This is a genomic window from Paraglaciecola marina (assembly GCF_004360155.1).
Classification (GTDB): domain Bacteria; phylum Pseudomonadota; class Gammaproteobacteria; order Enterobacterales; family Alteromonadaceae; genus Paraglaciecola; species Paraglaciecola marina.
Genome location: NZ_SAIS01000001.1, coordinates 291,177 through 309,168 on the forward strand (window position 1 = coordinate 291,177; position 17,992 = coordinate 309,168).

Sequence of the window (17,992 nt, forward strand, 5' to 3'; positions counted from 1 at the left end):
GTTTTTGAGACTTTCGCTTTGGCTACAGTCACAAATTGCACTTAATATTTTCTTAATTCACTAAACGCTTGGTCAATTTTTGTTTGCGCTTTAATACCCGGAGTGGTTTCAACTCCTGAGTTTAAATCAAGCATGGCAAGTCCATAATTAGCTGCTTGTTTTATATTGTCTGGATTGATGCCACCGGCTAAAACAATTTTAGACTTGTCGGTGATCCCATCTAACAATTGCCAACTAAATGTTTGGCCTGTGCCCCCAGATTGCTCTCCCACTTGGCAATCTAACAAGAAATAGTCGACGTTTTTTTCATGCATGTCTGGCAAGCTATCTTTTACCCCTTTAGCTATCCATATTTGGCAATTAGGATTTAATTGAACGCCTAATTGATCAATATACTTTTGGTCTTCTTTACCGTGTAACTGCACAGCTGCTAAGTTAAATTCTTTGGAATAACGCACCACTTTTTCTATTGGTGCATCTACAAATACCCCAACGTAGTTAAATGGCACAGCGTAAGTGATTTGTCTGGCCTGCTCTAAGGTAACGTAGCGCTTAGATTTTTCAGCAAATATTAAACCGGCATAGCTTGCTGGGCTGTCTTTTACCATTTTTGCACCCGACAAGCTGGTGGTACCGCAAATTTTTACTTTGCCATAAATCAACTGTTTAGTAGCTAGCTTTACATCCGCTTCTGCCATTAATGAGCTACCCACTAAAAAGCCATCAGCGATAGGAGCAAGTCTCAATACGTCTTGATGAGTGTAAATTCCAGACTCTGAAATGATCACATGATCATGCTTTGCATGTTCTTTGATAAGCGGAACTAAGCGTTCTGTGGTTGCTAAATCTGTACTTAAATCTCGTAAGTCGCGGTTATTAATACCGATGATTTTGGCTTTTAGTTGGCAGGCTCTTAGTACTTCTTCTTCGTTACTGACCTCTGTTAACACGTCTAGTTGGTAACGTTCAGCTAGGGTTGCAAGGCTGGTGTAATCTTCATCGCTTAAAACGGATAACATCAATAAAACTGCATCGGCATTATGATGACGAGCTAAATAAATTTGATAAGGCTCAATGAAAAAATCTTTGTTAATAACAGGTTGAGTAACGTTAGCACGGACATATTCTAAGTACTCAAACTTACCTTGAAAATACTTTTCATCTGTTAGTACTGAGATACAGGCCGCATAAGGACTGTAAGCCTGGATAATTTCATCTAGATTAAAGTCTTTACGGATTAATCCCTTTGAAGGAGATGCTTTTTTACACTCTAATATAAAACCAGCATTGGGCTGGGCTAGGGCATCATAAAAGCTTCTATCTGATGGGGTTAAATCATCAATAAAGGTTTCTAGAGGTAAATCTAGCTTACGTTGTGCAATTTCTTGTTGCTTGTCTAAAACGATTTTTTCTAATACGTTTGCCATCTACTTAAGTATCCCCTTACAAATTTTGGCTGATATCAGCAGATTGTTTAATGGTGGCCAATGGTAACTTTTGCTCCATGGCAGTTATGGCCATTTGCGCACCTAGGGCAAAGGAGTCTGCTTTACCGCAAAGTTTAAGTAGCGCACCGGTATTCATAGCTACGGCGGCTTGATGTGCTGGCTGCCCTTTACCGATTAAAACGTTTTCGATTAAGGTTTTGTTTTCTTTTGGGTCTCCACCTTTAATGGCCTCTAGTGGGTAGTTTTCAAGACCAAAATCTGCTGGTGATAAGGAATATTCAGATAATTCTACCCCGTTTACTTCTACCACCTGAGTATCGCCATGCAAAGCAAATTCATCTAAACCGCTACCATGGACAACAAGGGCTTTTTGGTAACCCAGTAATTGTAGGGTTTGCGCAAAGGGCTTTAATAATTCCGGAGCGTAAACACCAATTATTATATGGCTTGGCCTAGCTGGGTTTACTAAAGGCCCTAGTAAGTTAAATAAGGTGCGAGTTTTAAGTGTGGTTCGTACTGGCATGGCATGACGAATACCAGAGTGATAATTGGGGGCAAACAAAAAGCACAAGTTTGATGCATCAAGGCATTTACGTGCAGTATCTGCAGACATGGTGAGTTCAACATTAAAGGCTTTGAATAAATCGGCAGAGCCAGACTTGCTCGATACACTACGATTACCATGCTTTGCTACAGGTAAGCCACAACTTGCAGCAATAATTGCAGAGGCTGACGAAATATTAATGGTGTTATGACCATCACCGCCTGTGCCAACTATGTCGGCAAAGTCATAATCTGGACGAGGAAAAGCTCCAGCATTTGCGATTAAGGCATTAGCAGCACCAGCGATTTCGCAAGGTTGTTCACCTTTTATTTTTAGGGCGGTAAGCAAAGAAGATAAAACAATATCGTCCACTTGGCCTGTGACTACCTCTGAAAACACTTGGGTAACGTCATCTTGCTTTATATCTTGGCCTTTATATAGCTGTTCAAGAATAGTGTTGATCATCTGTTTTAAGCCTTTTCTTGAGTTAAAAATTGTATACTTTGCATAAGTAGTTGACTGCCATGGGAGGTCAGAATTGATTCAGGATGAAACTGAAACCCAAGCATTTTATCTTGTAAGTGCGCCACTGCCATAGGGATCTCTTCATAATTTGCTAATAGGGTAAGCTCTTCTGGCATTTCGCTGGCCATCAATGAATGATAACGAGCTACAGGCAATGGTTGCGGCATATCTGCAAACATTTTATCACCGCAGTGTTCTATAAAAGAAGACTTGCCGTGCATAACTTTATTGGCACGAATAATTTTACCGCCATAAGCTTCAACAATTGCTTGATGCCCTAGGCAAATCCCTAGCACTGGAAATTGACCCTTTACTAAATTAAGTAAGGTCAGCATTGAACCGGCTTGGGCTGGATTACCAGGCCCTGGAGAAAGCATTAACATAACTTGTTTGGTGTTGCCTTGTTGATCTTTTTCAAGAGCCTTTTGTTGCATTTTTTGCAAGATAAGTTGTGCTGGCACTGAGTTACGGTAAACGATCAACTCCAAGCCTAAGGTTCTTAGTTCATCCACTAGGTTGTAGGTAAATGAGTCAAAGTTATCTAATAAAAATACGCAAATTGGTTTTTGTGAAGTTGCAGTATTCATTACGCATCTCCTTGAGTCTGTGAGCTAGAGATAATAGCGCTAATAACGGCTTGTGCTTTGCCTCTGGTTTCATCTGCTTCAGATTGGGGATCTGAATCAAACACCACTCCTGCACCTGCTTGAATATATGCGGTGTTATTTTTAACAAAGGCGGAACGTATAACAATACAGGTATCCATATCACCATTGTTATTCAAATATCCCACAGCACCGCCGTAACTGCCTCGGCGCTCTTGCTCAACTTCTCGTATTAAGCTTGCAGCACTTACTTTGGGTGCACCCACTAAGGTGCCCATATTCATACAAGCTTGATAAGCGTTAAGGGCATCTAAATCGTCCCGTAATTGGCCAACCACTCGGGAAACTAGATGCATGACATGTGAATAACGGTCAACTTTAAGTAAATCAGTCACGTATCGAGTGCCAGGCTTTGATACCTTAGCCACATCATTACGGGCTAAGTCCACCAACATAATATGTTCGGCTCGCTCTTTTTGATCTTCTTGTAGGTTTAATTCCAAGCGGCAATCTAAATCTAAATCGATACTTCCATCGGCACGTTTTCCCCTTGGGCGCGTGCCTGCTATAGGATAAATTTCTACTTGGTTGGTTTGCTTGGTGTACTTCAACGCTGACTCAGGCGATGCACCAAAAATACTAAAGTCATCATCCTGTAAAAAGAACATGTAAGGACTAGGATTCTGCTTTTTTAATTCTCGGTAAGCGTCATGTGGATGAGGGCAGGGTAAACTAAAGGTACGAGACGGAACCACTTGGAAAATGTCACCGGCTAAAATATCTTCTTTTAAACGTATTACATCTTGCTTGTATTCTTCGTCAGACTTATTAACCCTTAAGCTGTTGGTGTCTATGGGGGCTTTAACCACCTCGGCAAGAGGCTTGATAGTGCTGAGCTTATGTTTAATCTGTTCTAAACGCTGACTAATCGTAAAAAAGTTATTACCAATGTTTTTACCACTAAAAACACTGCCAATAATATCGGTTTGTTTAGTTTGATGGTCGATTACCACTAGGCTTTCAGCAAGATAAAACACGAAATCAGGACAGGTATTAGCGCTGCCTCTTACATCGGGTAATTTTTCAAAGCTAGCGAGTAAGTCGTAAGCTAGCGCGCCTCCTAAAAATACCGCATTAGGATGGTTACGAATGGCAGTAATTTTATTGGTAATTAACCTAAGTACATCAAATACTGCAGGGGCTTTTAGGCGACTGTCTTCATCTAATTCAGCGTCTGCTTCGGGAAAGGTTAACGCCACCACTCCCGCTGCTGGGTCATAGTGATGGTTCACACCCACTGGGCAGTATTCATCAAACATGGGTAAAACGGCGTGGCCGTTATCTGTTAATGCTCGGCAAGTTACTACCGAACCATTGCACTCAAGTTTTACTGCTGCATCGACTAACAGTAAACTTTTTAGGTTGTCTTTACTGTTAATTTCGGCTGATTCAAGCAGAAGGTTATTCGTTTTTCCTTGGCACAAATACTGATACGCATGGAGAGGGTCAGCAATATAATCTGCTTGAATGACTAGGGTTTCTACTTTACCTGTCTGCTCTGTTAACTGGGCTAAACTCATTTTTTTAATTCGCTCTTAATTAGGCTTTACGATTTTTCTTGGCGAGCAGATGTAAAAAAGCCCGCATATTATACGGGCTTTCTTGGAAATTTATTTGCAAAAATACAAACACTCACAGCCCGTTAGTTCAGGTTGTGCCACCACCAAATGATTTGTGCTTGAATATTTTTCATTTATATCAGTTCTCTTACTGTTAAGTCTGCTAATCAAAGTCGAATCAGTGTAATATAACAATCTCGACGGGCTATAGAAGAAAACAAAAAGGCTTCTGTGTCAACACCCTAATTATTCTTTAATATAAAAAAGTTAATCACTCCATGAAAATCGACCTGCATAGCCACACTCATTATTCTGACGGTAAACTCTCCCCAGAAGAGCTCATTACCCGTGCTCATACCATGCAGGTGAACGTTTTGGCGATTACCGATCACGACACAGTTGACGGTATAAACCAAGCTATTGATTACCAAGCTCAACAAAAAAGAGAGATGCAAATATTGCCCGGTGTAGAGATTTCTACCTCTTGGCATAATTTTGATATTCATATTTTAGGATTAAATGTTGACCATACTGACCCACAATTTTTAGAGCGTTTAGAGCTCCAAAGCCAAGAGCGAGATAGACGAGCTCAAAAAATGTCAGACAAACTGGCTAAAGTGGGCATAGATAATGTATTGCAAGATGCCAAAACATTAGCTGGAGTAGGGCAGCTCACACGGGCTCACTTTGCTCGAGTATTAGTTGAACGTAATGTGGTTAAAGATTTTGATAGCGTATTTAAAAAGTATTTAGGCAAAGGTAAAAAAGCCCATGTAAAACCCCAGTGGATAAGCATTCAAGAAGCTATTCAATGGATACATGACGCAGGAGGCAAAGCCGTACTAGCTCACCCAGGTCACTATGACATGACAAGCAAATGGTTAAGGCGCTTAGTAGAAGACTTCACTCAAGGTGGCGGTGATGGTATGGAAGTGACCCATTCCCATCTTTCACGGGATAAAAAAGCGCTGTTAACTAGCCTTGCCGAAGAGCATAATTTACAAGCTTCAAGTGGTTCTGATTTTCATTATCCGAATCGTTGGACCGAATTAGGCAAAAACCTTTCGCTTCCCGAGCACCTTGTGCCAATATGGCATGATTGGGCGTTAAATAAACAACAGGCGGCCAGCTAATTAGGCTGTTTATCAACTAAGCAATACTGCTGTGATAGTAGAATAGGAGTTACCCATGAGTCAGTTTTTTTATATACATCCAGATAATCCTCAAGCACGTCTGATCAAGCAATCTTGTGAACTAATACACCAAGGCGCTGTGGTGGTGTACCCCACGGATTCTGGCTATTCAATTGGATGCCATATGAATGATAAGGCTGCCCTAGAGCAAATTTGTCGTATTCGTCAAATCGGTAAAGATCACAATTTCACGCTTATGTGCAGAGATATGTCAGAACTCTCGGAATATGCCCGAGTCGATAATACTGCATTTAGGATGATCAAAAATAATACCCCAGGACCTTACACCTTTATTCTTAAAGCGACTAAAGAGGTTCCCAAACGGTTACAAAACCCTAAACGTCGAACCATAGGTATTCGGGTACCCGATAATAAAATCGCCCTCGCTTTATTAGAAGAATTGGGAGAGCCCATGATGTCTACCACCTTAATTTTGCCAGATAGATTAGTTGCAGAATCAAACCCAGATGACATTCGAGACGAGCTTGAAAAACAAGTGGGATTGATAATCCATGGTGGATTTTTAGGGGAGCAACCCACCACTGTGATTGATTTATCTGAAGACGAAACCACTATTATCCGTGAAGGTAGTGGTGATTTAGCGCCTTTCATTTAAGACGCTTTTTATTTATGTCTGCTGATAACTCTTCATTTTCAAACCCTGATGGTGCAAATGAGCCTGTTCAACAGCCCTTGCCCCTTGCATTTATTAATGGCGAAGCCTTAGTTGAAAAACCGGAAGATTTATATATTCCGCCAGATGCCCTTGAGCTGATTTTAGAAGCATTTGAAGGGCCGTTAGATTTGCTGCTGTACTTAATTCGTAAGCAAAAGTTCGACATAGTGAATTTACCTGTATACCAAGTTACTCAGCAATACATGGAATATGTAGAGCTGATGAAAGATTTGAAGCTTGAACTCGCTGCTGAATATTTATTGATGGCTGCTATTTTAGCTGAGGTTAAATCACGGCTTTTATTGCCCAAAAGGCCTGATGCAGAAGACGACGAAGACGATCCAAGAGCTGAGTTAATTCGTCGTTTAAAAGAATACGAAAAAATAAAAGGTGCAGCACAAGAGTTAGATAATATTCCTCGCCAAGACCGAGATCTATTTAAAGCTAGCGCAAAGGCGGCAGAGTCTATTGAGGCAGTTAAAATACTGCCAAAGGTGAGTTTGCAAGAGTTGGTACTGGGTTTTCAATCAGCCATGCAGCGGGCCGAGGCTTTTGAACATCATCAAATAGAGAAAGAAACCCTATCTACCCGTGAACGCATGAGCTTTATTTTAGAAAAAATATCCTCAGACCATTACACAGGGTTTGATGAGTTATTTTACGCTAACGAAGGCAAAGCGGGTGTAGTGGTGACATTTTTGGCTATATTAGAATTAGCAAAAGAAAGCTTAATTGACCTAGTACAAGCTGAGCCTTATGCCAACATACATGTAAAAATCAGTACTGGTTCAGGGCAAATACAAGAAGGTGAACATGGCTAAAATATCCCGAGTACAACTTAAACAACTGGTTGAATCAGCCATATTTGTAGCCGAACAACCTTTGTCTCAAGAGCGTTTACAGCAAACTGTTTTAGAGGGTTTAGCCGTTAGTAAAACTATGCTTAAAGATGTGTTAGCCGAACTCAAGCTTGATTACCAAGCTAGAGGAATTCAGCTGGTGGAAGTCGCCACGGGTTACCGCTTTCAATCTATGGATAGTTTAAGCCCGTGGTTGAGTAAGTTGTGGCAAGAACAAGCGCCGCGATACTCAAGAGCTAGCCTAGAAACCCTGTCGTTAATCGCATATCGCCAGCCTATTACCCGGGGTGAAATCGAAGACGTGCGCGGCGTGTCTGTTAGTAGCCATATTATGAAAACCTTAAGTGAACGAGGTTGGATTAAAGTGGTAGGTCGAAAGGAAGTTCCCGGTAGGCCATCCCTATATGCCACCACTAAAGAATTTCTGGATTATTTTTCACTTAAAAGTTTGAGTGAGTTACCCAGTAGTGACGAATTTATCGCTTCACCAGAAAGCGAAGAACAGCGTAAGCAACTCTTAACCATGACCGAAGAGTCAAATACTGAAGAGTTGCCCCCAATAACTTCTGAAGACCCAGCAAAAGATTTGTCGGATGGATCAGAACAACCAGAGCAATTACATTAATGAGTGATAAATTACAAAAAGTCCTAGCCAATGCTGGCTTAGGTTCGCGCCGTGAAATGGAGCGTTGGATTGAAGCTGGCCGTGCTTCGGTAAATGGCAAGTTAGCCACCTTAGGCGATAGGGTAGAGCCCACAGATAAAATACGCGTTGATGGTAACCCAGTTAATACAGTGAATAACTCGCCAATTTGCCGCGTGCTCATGTACAACAAACCAGAAGGGGAGTTGTGTAGCCGTAAAGATCCTGAAGGGCGAGCCACAGTATTTGACCGCCTGCCTAATATTAAAAATGGCCGTTGGATAGCTGTAGGCCGTTTAGATATCAATACCAGTGGCTTATTGTTGTTTACCAATGATGGCGAACTTGCCAATCGCTTAATGCACCCTAAACACGAAGTTGAAAGAGAGTACTCGGTACGTGTGTTTGGTGAAGTAGAAGACATGATGTTAAAGCGTTTAACCGATGGCGTAAAACTAGAAGACGGTGAAGCCAAATTCACTCAAATAGTGAAAAAGCCCAGCGATGAAGAAAGCCAAAATAGTTGGTATAACGTGAGTTTATCAGAAGGGCGTAACCGTGAAGTTCGTAGACTTTGGGAGTCTCAAGGTTTGCAGGTTAGCCGTCTTATTCGGGTGCGTTATGGTGAGCTTGAGCTTAAAAAACGCTTGCCTCAAGGTGGATGGGTCGAATTGCCTTTACCTGACTTAAACACTTTGCGTAAAAGTGTGCAGCTACCAGAAGAAAAAGAAACCCTTATTAAAGTCGAGGCTGATAACAAGCTTGACCATGTTAAGTTAAGCCGTATGCGTAGGTCAGTTAAAAAACATCGTGTTAGGCAGGCTAATAAAAAACGAGGATAAGTGGTCTTTTACTTTTCGTAAGAGTAAAGCATTTGCTTTGCTCGCGGCAATCTCGGTAACTGTCCCTTAATTACCTTATCTTCCACCATCCATGTAAACCGCGATAGCTAATAATGCGGATAACAGTAAGATCTTGGTACTTTTCCGTTTTCCCCCAGCACGTTATTTGTAAGGAGGTAATAACTCTAGCCTGTACAGTAGGTTAGATAATGTGCTAAAAAAAAGTCTCATGTAGAAAGCAGGGGAAAAGCCGTGTTTAAACACGAAACTTTTCCGGATTTAAATATTGTTAGGTGCCGAGCATGCTTGAGGAGTTTCGATAAATTCTTTCAGAGATTAAGGTAGCACTAGCTCCTAAATGGGGAGCATGTGTTGAGCTAATTTACTATGAACATAGAGACTATATTGAAGATGTAATGATTGAAGTATTCGATACCGAGTACTCTTTTTCGAGTTATTATGAAACAACAGGAAAGTATTCTTTATATTTTGAAAGAAATGCGTCTTTTGAACAAGTAGCTAAGATAGTTGAACAAATAAATGAGTATCACAAAAAGCACAATGTTGATTTTGTATTACCCAGTGGCACCTAACAAATGCATTATTGAGGGAATTTTACTCACTGGTAAAGCGCTCTTAAAATCCCCATATGCAAAGCATTAGCAGCTTTGGGGTAGTCATGCACAATACGGATAGAGTTTATTCAAATGATGAACAAAATGCTATTAGTGGCGTTGTAAAATGGAAGCCAATTAAATCTATTTGGTTTTTGACTCATTTCTTAGTAACTATTTTAATTGCTCCATTTGTCTTATCTCTTTCTGCATTTTTAGTTTTTATAGTCCTAACTGCAATCACGTTATGTTTTGGGCATTCTCTAGGAATGCATCGGTTACTTATCCACCGCTCATATGAATGTCCGAAATGGATGGAGTATCTGTTCGTATATTTAGGTGTGTTGGTTGGCATGGCTGGCCCAATAGGAATGATGATTCAACATGACCTTCGTGATTGGGCGCAAAGACAAACTCAGTGTCATGATTATTTATTGCATGGCTCAAAAATACTAAAAGATGGATGGTGGCAATTAAATTGTGATCTTGTACTAAAACACCCTCCCGAATTTAATATAGAAAAATCGGTATCCTTAAATAAATTTTATCAATTCATAGAAAAAACATGGATGCTTCAACAATTAGTTTTAGCCATTCCCTTATTTCTTATTGGCGGTATATCTTGGTTAGTTTGGGGCGTTTCTGCACGAATTGTAATATCTGTCGGTGGTCATTGGCTCATTGGTTACTTCGCCCATAATAAAGGCGATAAAACTTGGGAAGTTGAAGGAGCTGCAGTACAAGGTCACAACATTAAAGTTGCGGGCTTCCTTTCAATGGGAGAAGCATGGCATAACAATCATCACGCATATCCAGGTTCAGCAATGTTGGGTTTGTATTGTGATGAACCTGATCCTGGTTGGTGGGTACTAAACGCTCTATATAATCTAAGAATAGTTAAAAATATTAAGTTGCCGAAGCAACTACCTGTTCGTTCAGAATTAGTGGCGCTTTCTGATAGTATAGATAATCGCGTTGAACGAGTACCTGAAGACTGCGAGATTGCAAAATTCATACGAAATGACAGCTAACATGCTAATTCAGCAGGACAAAAAAACAGGTGGTTTTGCTTCTGCGTCACTAATTTTAACCATTTTTTTATTGCTTCTGATTGGGGCGTTGCAAATCTATTGGAACGACCTATCGTATTTTTTAAGGTATAATTTGGTAGATAATGCCTTTGCTAAAGCCTGCCACATAAAGCTCTCCTTGATTATCTAGTGCAAACGTTGAGATATTACCTTGATCGGATAACAATTTAATGGGAGAGGTTAGGGCTGGGTACTTAGCAGCCCAGATACTGCCAGAAACAAAATCAGCATATATATAATGATTTTTGAGCTTTGCGTTTATATTGCCCTGGTATACATAGCCTCCGGTTATCGATTGGCCCTGTGAGCGTCCGTATTCAAGTTTAGGTAAAATTAGCTGCTCAGTGTTACATCGCGTTTTAGGCTTATAACAGTGACTTGCTTCCATTGTATTCCATCCATAGTTTTGTCCTTTGTCTATTATAGAAATTTCTTCATATTTATGTTGACCTACGTCGGCAACAATTAAGACGTCTTTCGCAAAAGAATAGCGCCATGGATTTCTTAAGCCATAGGCCCAAATCTCTGGTTTAAAGTTTAAATCGTTAACAAAAGGGTTGTCTTTAGGAATGGAATAGGGAACATCAATTGGTGTGTTTATATCAATCCGTAACATGCTACCTAATAAGGTTTGAGTATTTTGGCCATGCCCTTGAGGGTCGCCAGCAGAGCCGCCATCACCCATGCCAATATATAAGAAGCCATTTGGGCCAAATGCAATTTGGCCTCCGTTATGATTACTGTATGGCTGCTTTATTTCTAGAATAATTTTTTCGTTTAATAACTGATAACCTAGGTTAGTTTGGGTTAGTGAAAAGCGAGAAATTCTTGTTTTACGCTCTCCTTTTTTAGGGAAGTAATTAACAAATAAATAATCATTTTTATCATCGTTCACTTTATTGGTGAGATGAGAATAATCTGGATGAAAAGCCAAACCCAACAACCCCATTTCAGAGCCACTTCTCACATTAAATTCATGCACCAAATAGTTTTTATTCTGTTGTAGGTGAGTATACGTTAGCTTGCCTTTCTTACTTGCAATCAATAATTCGTTGTTTGAATTAGGGAAAAATTTTAGATCTACAGGCTGTTCGAGATTGGTTACTATTTTTTTTAATTGGATAGCTTGGGTTGTAAAGGAGAGCATTAGTATAAAAAGAAGTGTTATTTTCATGGCAGATGGATGAGTATTGGAAAGAGTAACTAGAATCTTACTCTTAGAACAGTCTAATTCAAGGGGATTTTTGGGCCTAAGCACTCCGGTAATGTGTCGATTAGGACGTTTCTTTTTCATTAGTCTCACTAACGGTAGTGTGTAATCCATAGACATCCAGTCACTTTGTTTTGGGGCTATGGATCACATAAATGTGAGCTTATCTGGGTTTAGCTTTGTAGTGGAATTACACGAAGTTCTACTCGTCTATTTTGCTGACGACCTTGAGCGGTATCATTACTTGCTATAGGTTGACTCTCTCCCATCCCCAGGGTTTGTAAACGATTCGTCGCCACCCCTGTACCTTGTAGATAGTTAGCAACACTATTAGCTCTTTGTATAGATAACTGAGTATTGTAGTTTGCATCTCCTACTGAGTCTGTGTGGCCTTCGATGCTTAACTTGGTTTTCTCATAGCGATTTAGCACTTTTGCAACGTTCTCTAGCACAGGATAGAAGTTAGTTACAATGGCTGCACTGCCCGTGGAAAAGGTAATATTACCGGGTATAGATAATCTAATGTTGTCACCTTCTCGGTACACTTCTACGCCACTGCCAGCGAGTTCTTCACGAAATGCTTCTTCTTGGTTATCCATGTAATTACCAATGGCACCACCTGCTAATGCTCCTAAGGCGGCTCCCCATACATAACGGCTTTTATCATTATCGCCAGTGCCTTTACCGGCTAAAGCGCCAATTACTGCGCCTATACTCGCTCCTTTTTGACTATTACTAGCATTTGATGCACAACCCGAAATAATTAAACTAGATAGTGTCACTGCGATGATTGTCTTTTTCATGTTTACTCCTGAATAACATTTAATAAATTGACTTGTAAGAGATAGCACAAACTATTCCAAAAAGATCAATATCAAGAGCATTAATTATTTTACTGAAATCAATTGGTTAGGCTTTGATAAGGTCAGGGCAGTTAGAAAGAGAACAGCAGTATTTACACATTATGTGTAATCTTTACTAAAGGTATGAAATTTCTTATTAGTGTGAGTGCTGGGCTAGTACCAGTTGGTAATGAACATGGTTTAAAAAATGGGGGATCTAATCAGCTTCTAACGCTTTAATTTTGACAAAAAGCCCCTGATTTTTTGGAGTTGAGATGTTTAGCTCTTGACTTTTTTTACCTACATAGCCGTTTATAAATTCTATTTCACTCTTACGTTTAAAGTTTATGTCTTGATGCATAGATGAGTAATTATTAGCAGTAGCCTTGAAGACTTTCATTACCTTTTTGCTGATAGCCTAACCTACTGGGTTCTTGGTTCTTGGCAACCGCTTAAAGAAACAAGCCCTCTTTTCGTTCGTAATGTAAGTAGGGATAACGTCCTTTCGTTTATGGGATGCGACCAAAGATGATAGTCAATTAGGCCAAGTAAATGTTGGAAGCTTGTAGTGTGCCATTCTACTTTGGTTGATCAGAGGTGGTTCTTGTAAGTCTTTTGCCTTAAATATAGAGGTTGATAGGTTGCCTACTACGGGGTGGCATTTTAAAAACAAAAAGCTGAGTCGCGATATTTTACGACTCAGCTTTTTTTATTTTACCGAGCCGAAGAATGATTTAGACCTCAGTAAGTATTTGTATAGTAAATTAGTTACAAACATTACCTGTAACAATAGGCACTGCAGCCGCGTTATCGACTACATTTTTACTAGCACCAAATCCAAATTCAATGAATTGACCTGGCTGAATTGTACTATTCCATCCTAGATTAGATGCAGTACTGGTTGTATCGGCAGTCAAATTGGCATTCCATATGTTGTCTATCGTACTGTCTATCATAGTCCAATTTACCTCCCAGCCTTCAATTACAGTGTTGCCATTGTTGGTGATTCGGATATTAGCAACGTATCCATTGTTCCACTCATTGTCGATAATAAATTCACAATTAGCACTGGCTGGAGGGTTAACTATATTGGTTTCAATATTGAGAAATGCGCCTGATACTTCTGCACCAATACGGGTATATATATTGTTAGCCGTGGCATCTATTACTGGAGTAACTGAGCCCTCTGCGTTTAATACTCCAATGGCAACATCGCCACTGGTACCAACTGCTTGTGCGAGTTCATAAGGCCAAACATCGGCAGCGTTATTTGCGCTATCGATTTCTATTCCTGTCGCTGGTATATAGGTATCTGCACCGCTGGTATCCACCACTCTTAAGCTAATGGTGTCGCCAACTTCTAGAGTACGTGAATCAGTTAACGTGCTGTTCAAAATCCAAGTCGCTGTTATGGTTTCAGGAAGGTGCTCTAGGCTCAATATTTCGCTGTCAGTATTAACACCATCAGTTACCGTTAACGTCAAGGATATAGTTGAAGCAACACTAGGCTCTGGATACGTTAATGTCGCTGTTGCTGATGTTGTGTTAGTTAGTTCGTATTCAGTATCAGAGGTGCTCGATACGCTCCATTGATAGCTTAAGTTATCCCCAGTAGACCCTGAGGCGTCTAAAACCAAATTACCAGCGCCGATTAATGTTGTGACAGCCGGAGTTGCAACAATATCGGCTACGACGTTGTTATCGATGACTGTTCCGCTAAATTGTGCGTCAATACAGCCATGAAAACGTTCATAGGTGTAGAGATTCCGTCCCCATTCTCCATAAATAACGTGGCGGCCGGTTCTTTCTGGCACGTCGCAGTATGTATAAAACAAAGTGTTATCTTTGTCTGGTACAACGTTAGGATTAGCGTTAGGTGTTGAGTCATCGTATGTTAAGTCACAAAAGGGAGTGGCTTCAAAGTCATCCCAAGTGAGTGGCACACCTACTTCAAACACAAAGTCTTCTTTGGTGATGTAGTAAACGAACTCTTCACTGTCATCAAAGTGCGGGCCCCAGCTGATATTCCATACAATTTCATTGGTACCCGATTGCATGGTGTTGGTTGGCCAATCTATGGCTTTATCCCAAGGGGTTGCACCACCTTGCCAAGTTTCTGAATCAAAACCACAGACATTATTAGTCAGTGGCGTGACAACTTTGCGTCCTTCTGCGTGGGTTAATACGCTCATGAAGCTGTAACCCCCGTTGAAGTCGTCAGCAAATGCTTGTAAACATGTTTCGTTGTTTAAGCCTGTGCCATTTGCTGCTTGATCTGGCTTGGTTAACACGCCACAGATTTGGTTCCTAGACGCTGGACTTTCCATCAAGCCATGGGCTAGTAAAGATGGGGATAAAATCGATAGCGCTAAGTATGCTGTGATTAGAGCTATAGTGTTCCTATGTTGTGAGGGTTTTGTATTCATAACAATTCTCAACCTTTAGTTTGTGGAACAGCCTTGAATAACAATTATTCAAGGTTGTTCATTATGTGTAGTATTTTATATGAGGATTAATCCTTTAAAGTAATACGGGTGCGGGATCCTGCCCGCACCTTACTCTTTAAGTTAACTAGTTTGCTGTACAACTTGGCTGCACAAAGGTACCGCTGTATGTTGCTTGCATGCCAAATGTTACGCTTTGACCTGGGCCTATAGTGTTGTTATAGGGCATATTAGACGCGACTATGCTGTCGTCTTGAGTGGTGAAGTTAGCGTTCCAGCCATTGCTTAGTAATGCGTCTCCACCTAGAGTTAATGTAGCGCTCCAGCTTGAAACTGTTTCTGAGCCATTATTGGTTAATGTGATTTCGCCTAACACGTAACCTGTAGACCAAGTATTAGCGCTGCCTATATCGCAAGTTAACTCGTCACTAGCTGTGATTGGTGTTACAACAATGTTGATTGATTCAGAAGCATCTAATGGGTTTTGTGCTTCGTCCAAAGCTGTTACTTCTAGTGGGTAGGTGCCTTCAATACTCGGAGCGGATAACTGCACTAGTGCAGCGTCAAGTACTACACCTGATTGGCCATCAAATTGCCAAGCAAAACCACCGGCATTGTCATAATCAACGGTGACGGTAATGTCTTCTGATGGTGCAAAGCTGCTTGCATTGGCAGGTGAAGTTATTGATATAGTCGCAGATGGCACCATATCTTCCTCTACTGACAGTAAGGTCACTTGATCTTGAATGTCGGTTTCGGCCCCTCCAGCGTCTAAGCCAATAATGCTTACCGTGAATTCACCTAACTCAATTGGGGCGGTTAAGGCTAAAGAGCCGGAACTTTGGTCAGCTCCTACAAGCGTTTCGTTAAGGTAAATATTTACACCTGCTAGGTTGCTAAGATTGTAAGCTATTGTAAAGTCATCGCCTTGGATTACTTCGCTGTTAGCTGATGGAGATGTAATAGCTGTACTTGGCGTGATGGTTATGTCGCCGTAATATTCGCTAACTGTGGTACCTGTCGCTGAGCTACCCAAGGGTATTTGATGGTCAAGGCCAACAAATTTGTTGTCACTATCCTGCCACAGGGCTGGTTTCAAGAGGGCATATTTATCTTCGTCCCATGTCGTCCAATCATTGTTGAGCAAGCCTCCGGTGTCACCCGAGTTAGGATTAACTACCCAAAATGTGTGGTGTAATTGATGCTCTACGATTAAGTCACGTAAAGCAAACATCCACTTTTCGTTGTCTGCACCATCCATAAAACCACCCCATTCGCCAATTAAAAGTGGTGAGATACCTTGTTCGTGAATGAACATCCAGTTGTCTTTCCATACATCGTTGTACAAAGAGTCTTTGTCAAACCCAGCGTAAAACCAATCTTGTGCAAAAACTAAAGGGCCGTAATCATGGGGTGAGTAGATGAGCTGGTCTTGGTTTGCACCTAAATCAATTGGATAGTCTATGACGCCGCGGAGGTTGCCGCCCCACCAATTACTGTGATAGTCATCTGAATCAGTAGAAGTCCAAGTGATGTTATCGATTGGGAATGACTCAATCCCTTCACATAACACCAATAAGTTAGGGTTAATGGCTAAAATGCGATTAGATGCAGTTTCGCAGGCGTATTTGAAGTTGTTGATGTCGGTAGAATCGTCCCACTTTGCAAAATCTTGACCTGACCAAGGTTGACCATGAGGTTCGTTTTGAATATCCATAGCAATTATGGTGTCGTCATTTACATACCTCTGAGTTACCCACTCCCATGATTCATAGAAAATTTCAGTGGTAATAGTATCTTTGTACCAAAGAGGGTATATATGCCCAGAGTTGTCAGCTTCAGCACTATGTACATCTAGCATTACTTTTAATCCAATGCTTTTAGATACCTCGATAAAGCGGTCAAATACCTCGAGGTTATTCAAGCCTATTAAGTTTGGGTTGGTAGACGTATTGACGTTAGGGGTGCTAAATTGGCCATTGCTCCATTCCCATAATAACTCCGTCGAAATAGGCACTCGTAGAATGTTTATTCCGCGATCGGCAATTGACTGTAAGGTAGTTTCTAAATTTACTGACCATAGGCCATGAAAGGTACGTTCGGTTGCGTTAAAACCAAACCAGTTTGCACCTGTTAGCCATACAGGATTACCGTCTTTGTCGACAACTTGGTTACCTTGAGTATGAAGCCAATCATCCCCTGAAAGTGCTTCTTGAGCACTTGCTGAAAGAGAAGAGCTCATAGCTATAATAGAGATTGCAGCGGCAATTTTTTTCATTTTATACATCCTTTACTTTGTTAAAAATACATTTGAAAAATACGTTTTCAATAGCCGAAGCAAGTAAAAGCTTTTGATTCTGGCTAATATAAGGTTTGCTTGTAAATATTCGTTTTCTATTAACAATTCAGTGAGTGTATTGTTTGGTTTTTTGTCCGTTTTTATTTTCTATTGAATTAATCTAAGTGATTCTAAATCGAGACACATCCAAATTGGGTTTCGACTTGAATAAAACAGACCTGTAATAATGTAAAAACAATGCCACCTAGTAAAAGGAATAAGTTTTATAGACTAAAATCCTTATTTAACAGGGTCTTAGGTTTTGTTTTTGCTTTTATTTTGCATTGTGAACGTAAATTTCATGTCTTAGCTTTACCACTTATATCAAACTGCAAAGAGCAATTTATATACCATTCTATACTTTTTTGTGGATATATTTTTTACCGTTTGTTGTTGACGAATCCGTCCATTAAATAGTAGTGTAATCGTTTACATTTAAAGTTAATTAAATGTGACTAATATGTTTTTTAGTATAGGTGGGATTTTAATTTAAGTGTA

Annotated in this window: 16 protein-coding genes; 7 read left to right on the plus strand and 9 right to left on the minus strand. The window is 40.4% G+C overall.

Translation table 11 applies throughout. From position 1 onward, the window contains the following. Positions 1–41: 41 nt before the first annotated feature. The 4 genes from trpCF to EOK74_RS07450 are packed head-to-tail and all read right to left on the minus strand — an operon-like array spanning position 42 to position 4,702. Positions 42–1,427 carry a bifunctional indole-3-glycerol-phosphate synthase TrpC/phosphoribosylanthranilate isomerase TrpF gene (trpCF, locus tag EOK74_RS07435; RefSeq protein ID WP_133469352.1) on the minus strand — a complete coding sequence of 462 codons (1,386 nt, stop codon included), beginning with the start codon at positions 1,425–1,427 and terminating at the stop codon, positions 42–44. Positions 1,428–1,443: 16 nt separating this feature from the next. Continuing rightward, positions 1,444–2,457 carry an anthranilate phosphoribosyltransferase gene (gene trpD, locus EOK74_RS07440; protein WP_133469353.1) on the minus strand — a complete coding sequence of 338 codons (1,014 nt, stop codon included), beginning with the start codon at positions 2,455–2,457 and terminating at the stop codon, positions 1,444–1,446. A 5-nt stretch (positions 2,458–2,462) separates the two neighbouring features. Continuing rightward, positions 2,463–3,104, minus strand: coding sequence for an aminodeoxychorismate/anthranilate synthase component II (locus EOK74_RS07445; protein ID WP_133469354.1), 642 nt, complete (start codon positions 3,102–3,104; stop codon positions 2,463–2,465). Further along, positions 3,104–4,702, minus strand: a complete 1,599-nt coding sequence (locus EOK74_RS07450) for an anthranilate synthase component 1 (RefSeq protein ID WP_133469355.1) — start codon at positions 4,700–4,702, stop codon at positions 3,104–3,106. Before EOK74_RS07450 ends, EOK74_RS07445 begins: the two co-directional genes overlap by 1 nt. 317 nt (positions 4,703–5,019) lie before the next feature. Here EOK74_RS07450 and EOK74_RS07455 point away from each other — a divergent pair, with 317 nt between their 5' ends. From EOK74_RS07455 to EOK74_RS07480, 7 genes are all read left to right on the plus strand, one after another. Continuing rightward, positions 5,020–5,874: a PHP domain-containing protein gene (locus tag EOK74_RS07455; RefSeq protein ID WP_133469356.1), complete on the plus strand. Its 855-nt coding sequence runs from the start codon at positions 5,020–5,022 to the stop codon at positions 5,872–5,874. A gap of 55 nt (positions 5,875–5,929) precedes the next feature. After that, positions 5,930–6,550 carry an L-threonylcarbamoyladenylate synthase gene (locus EOK74_RS07460; RefSeq protein ID WP_133469357.1) on the plus strand — a complete coding sequence of 207 codons (621 nt, stop codon included), beginning with the start codon at positions 5,930–5,932 and terminating at the stop codon, positions 6,548–6,550. 14 nt (positions 6,551–6,564) lie between these two features. Beyond that, on the plus strand, positions 6,565–7,431 hold the full coding sequence (locus EOK74_RS07465; protein ID WP_133469358.1) for a segregation and condensation protein A: 867 nt from the start codon (positions 6,565–6,567) through the stop codon (positions 7,429–7,431). Then, entirely contained in the window at positions 7,424–8,095 is a 672-nt protein-coding gene (gene scpB, locus EOK74_RS07470) for an SMC-Scp complex subunit ScpB (RefSeq protein WP_133469359.1), read from the plus strand. Before EOK74_RS07465 ends, scpB begins: the two co-directional genes overlap by 8 nt. Further along, complete coding sequence (gene rluB / locus EOK74_RS07475; RefSeq protein WP_133469360.1) at positions 8,095–8,955, plus strand: 23S rRNA pseudouridine(2605) synthase RluB; 861 nt, start codon at positions 8,095–8,097, stop codon at positions 8,953–8,955. Before scpB ends, rluB begins: the two co-directional genes overlap by 1 nt. 416 nt (positions 8,956–9,371) lie before the next feature. Beyond that, entirely contained in the window at positions 9,372–9,548 is a 177-nt protein-coding gene (locus EOK74_RS20820; protein WP_166638730.1) for a hypothetical protein, read from the plus strand. An 86-nt stretch (positions 9,549–9,634) separates the two neighbouring features. Beyond that, positions 9,635–10,600, plus strand: coding sequence for an acyl-CoA desaturase (locus tag EOK74_RS07480; protein WP_133469361.1), 966 nt, complete (start codon positions 9,635–9,637; stop codon positions 10,598–10,600). Between the two features lie 121 nt (positions 10,601–10,721). Here EOK74_RS07480 and EOK74_RS07485 read toward each other — a convergent pair whose 3' ends face one another. From EOK74_RS07485 to EOK74_RS07505, 5 genes are all read right to left on the minus strand, one after another. Then, complete coding sequence (locus EOK74_RS07485) at positions 10,722–11,954, minus strand: PQQ-dependent sugar dehydrogenase (protein ID WP_166638731.1); 1,233 nt, start codon at positions 11,952–11,954, stop codon at positions 10,722–10,724. Positions 11,955–12,043: 89 nt separating this feature from the next. Continuing rightward, the gene (locus EOK74_RS07490) at positions 12,044–12,673 is read right to left on the minus strand and encodes a YiaD family glycine zipper/OmpA-like lipoprotein (protein WP_133469363.1); all 630 of its coding nucleotides are present in this window, start codon (positions 12,671–12,673) and stop codon (positions 12,044–12,046) included. 256 nt (positions 12,674–12,929) lie between these two features. Then, entirely contained in the window at positions 12,930–13,112 is a 183-nt protein-coding gene (locus tag EOK74_RS07495; protein WP_133469364.1) for a ketopantoate reductase family protein, read from the minus strand. 364 nt (positions 13,113–13,476) lie between these two features. Beyond that, positions 13,477–15,138 (minus strand): lytic polysaccharide monooxygenase, encoded by a 1,662-nt coding sequence (locus tag EOK74_RS07500; protein WP_133469365.1) that lies wholly within the window; start codon positions 15,136–15,138, stop codon positions 13,477–13,479. A gap of 145 nt (positions 15,139–15,283) precedes the next feature. After that, positions 15,284–17,434: a cellulase family glycosylhydrolase gene (locus tag EOK74_RS07505; protein WP_239024042.1), complete on the minus strand. Its 2,151-nt coding sequence runs from the start codon at positions 17,432–17,434 to the stop codon at positions 15,284–15,286. Positions 17,435–17,992 lie beyond the last annotated feature (558 nt).

Bases quoted from the DNA above. Each gene is read 5' to 3' on its own strand.
- trpCF (WP_133469352.1), bottom strand. From the start codon at position 1,427: ATGGCAAACGTATTAGAAAAAATCGTTTTAGACAAGCAACAAGAAATT.
- trpD (WP_133469353.1), bottom strand. From the start codon at position 2,457: ATGATCAACACTATTCTTGAACAGCTATATAAAGGCCAAGATATAAAG.
- EOK74_RS07445 (WP_133469354.1), bottom strand. From the start codon at position 3,104: ATGAATACTGCAACTTCACAAAAACCAATTTGCGTATTTTTATTAGAT.
- EOK74_RS07450 (WP_133469355.1), bottom strand. From the start codon at position 4,702: ATGAGTTTAGCCCAGTTAACAGAGCAGACAGGTAAAGTAGAAACCCTA.
- EOK74_RS07455 (WP_133469356.1), top strand. From the start codon at position 5,020: ATGAAAATCGACCTGCATAGCCACACTCATTATTCTGACGGTAAACTC.
- EOK74_RS07460 (WP_133469357.1), top strand. From the start codon at position 5,930: ATGAGTCAGTTTTTTTATATACATCCAGATAATCCTCAAGCACGTCTG.
- EOK74_RS07465 (WP_133469358.1), top strand. From the start codon at position 6,565: ATGTCTGCTGATAACTCTTCATTTTCAAACCCTGATGGTGCAAATGAG.
- scpB (WP_133469359.1), top strand. From the start codon at position 7,424: ATGGCTAAAATATCCCGAGTACAACTTAAACAACTGGTTGAATCAGCC.
- rluB (WP_133469360.1), top strand. From the start codon at position 8,095: ATGAGTGATAAATTACAAAAAGTCCTAGCCAATGCTGGCTTAGGTTCG.
- EOK74_RS20820 (WP_166638730.1), top strand. From the start codon at position 9,372: ATGATTGAAGTATTCGATACCGAGTACTCTTTTTCGAGTTATTATGAA.
- EOK74_RS07480 (WP_133469361.1), top strand. From the start codon at position 9,635: ATGCACAATACGGATAGAGTTTATTCAAATGATGAACAAAATGCTATT.
- EOK74_RS07485 (WP_166638731.1), bottom strand. From the start codon at position 11,954: ATGAAAAAGAAACGTCCTAATCGACACATTACCGGAGTGCTTAGGCCC.
- EOK74_RS07490 (WP_133469363.1), bottom strand. From the start codon at position 12,673: ATGAAAAAGACAATCATCGCAGTGACACTATCTAGTTTAATTATTTCG.
- EOK74_RS07495 (WP_133469364.1), bottom strand. From the start codon at position 13,112: ATGAAAGTCTTCAAGGCTACTGCTAATAATTACTCATCTATGCATCAA.
- EOK74_RS07500 (WP_133469365.1), bottom strand. From the start codon at position 15,138: ATGAATACAAAACCCTCACAACATAGGAACACTATAGCTCTAATCACA.
- EOK74_RS07505 (WP_239024042.1), bottom strand. From the start codon at position 17,434: ATGAAAAAAATTGCCGCTGCAATCTCTATTATAGCTATGAGCTCTTCT.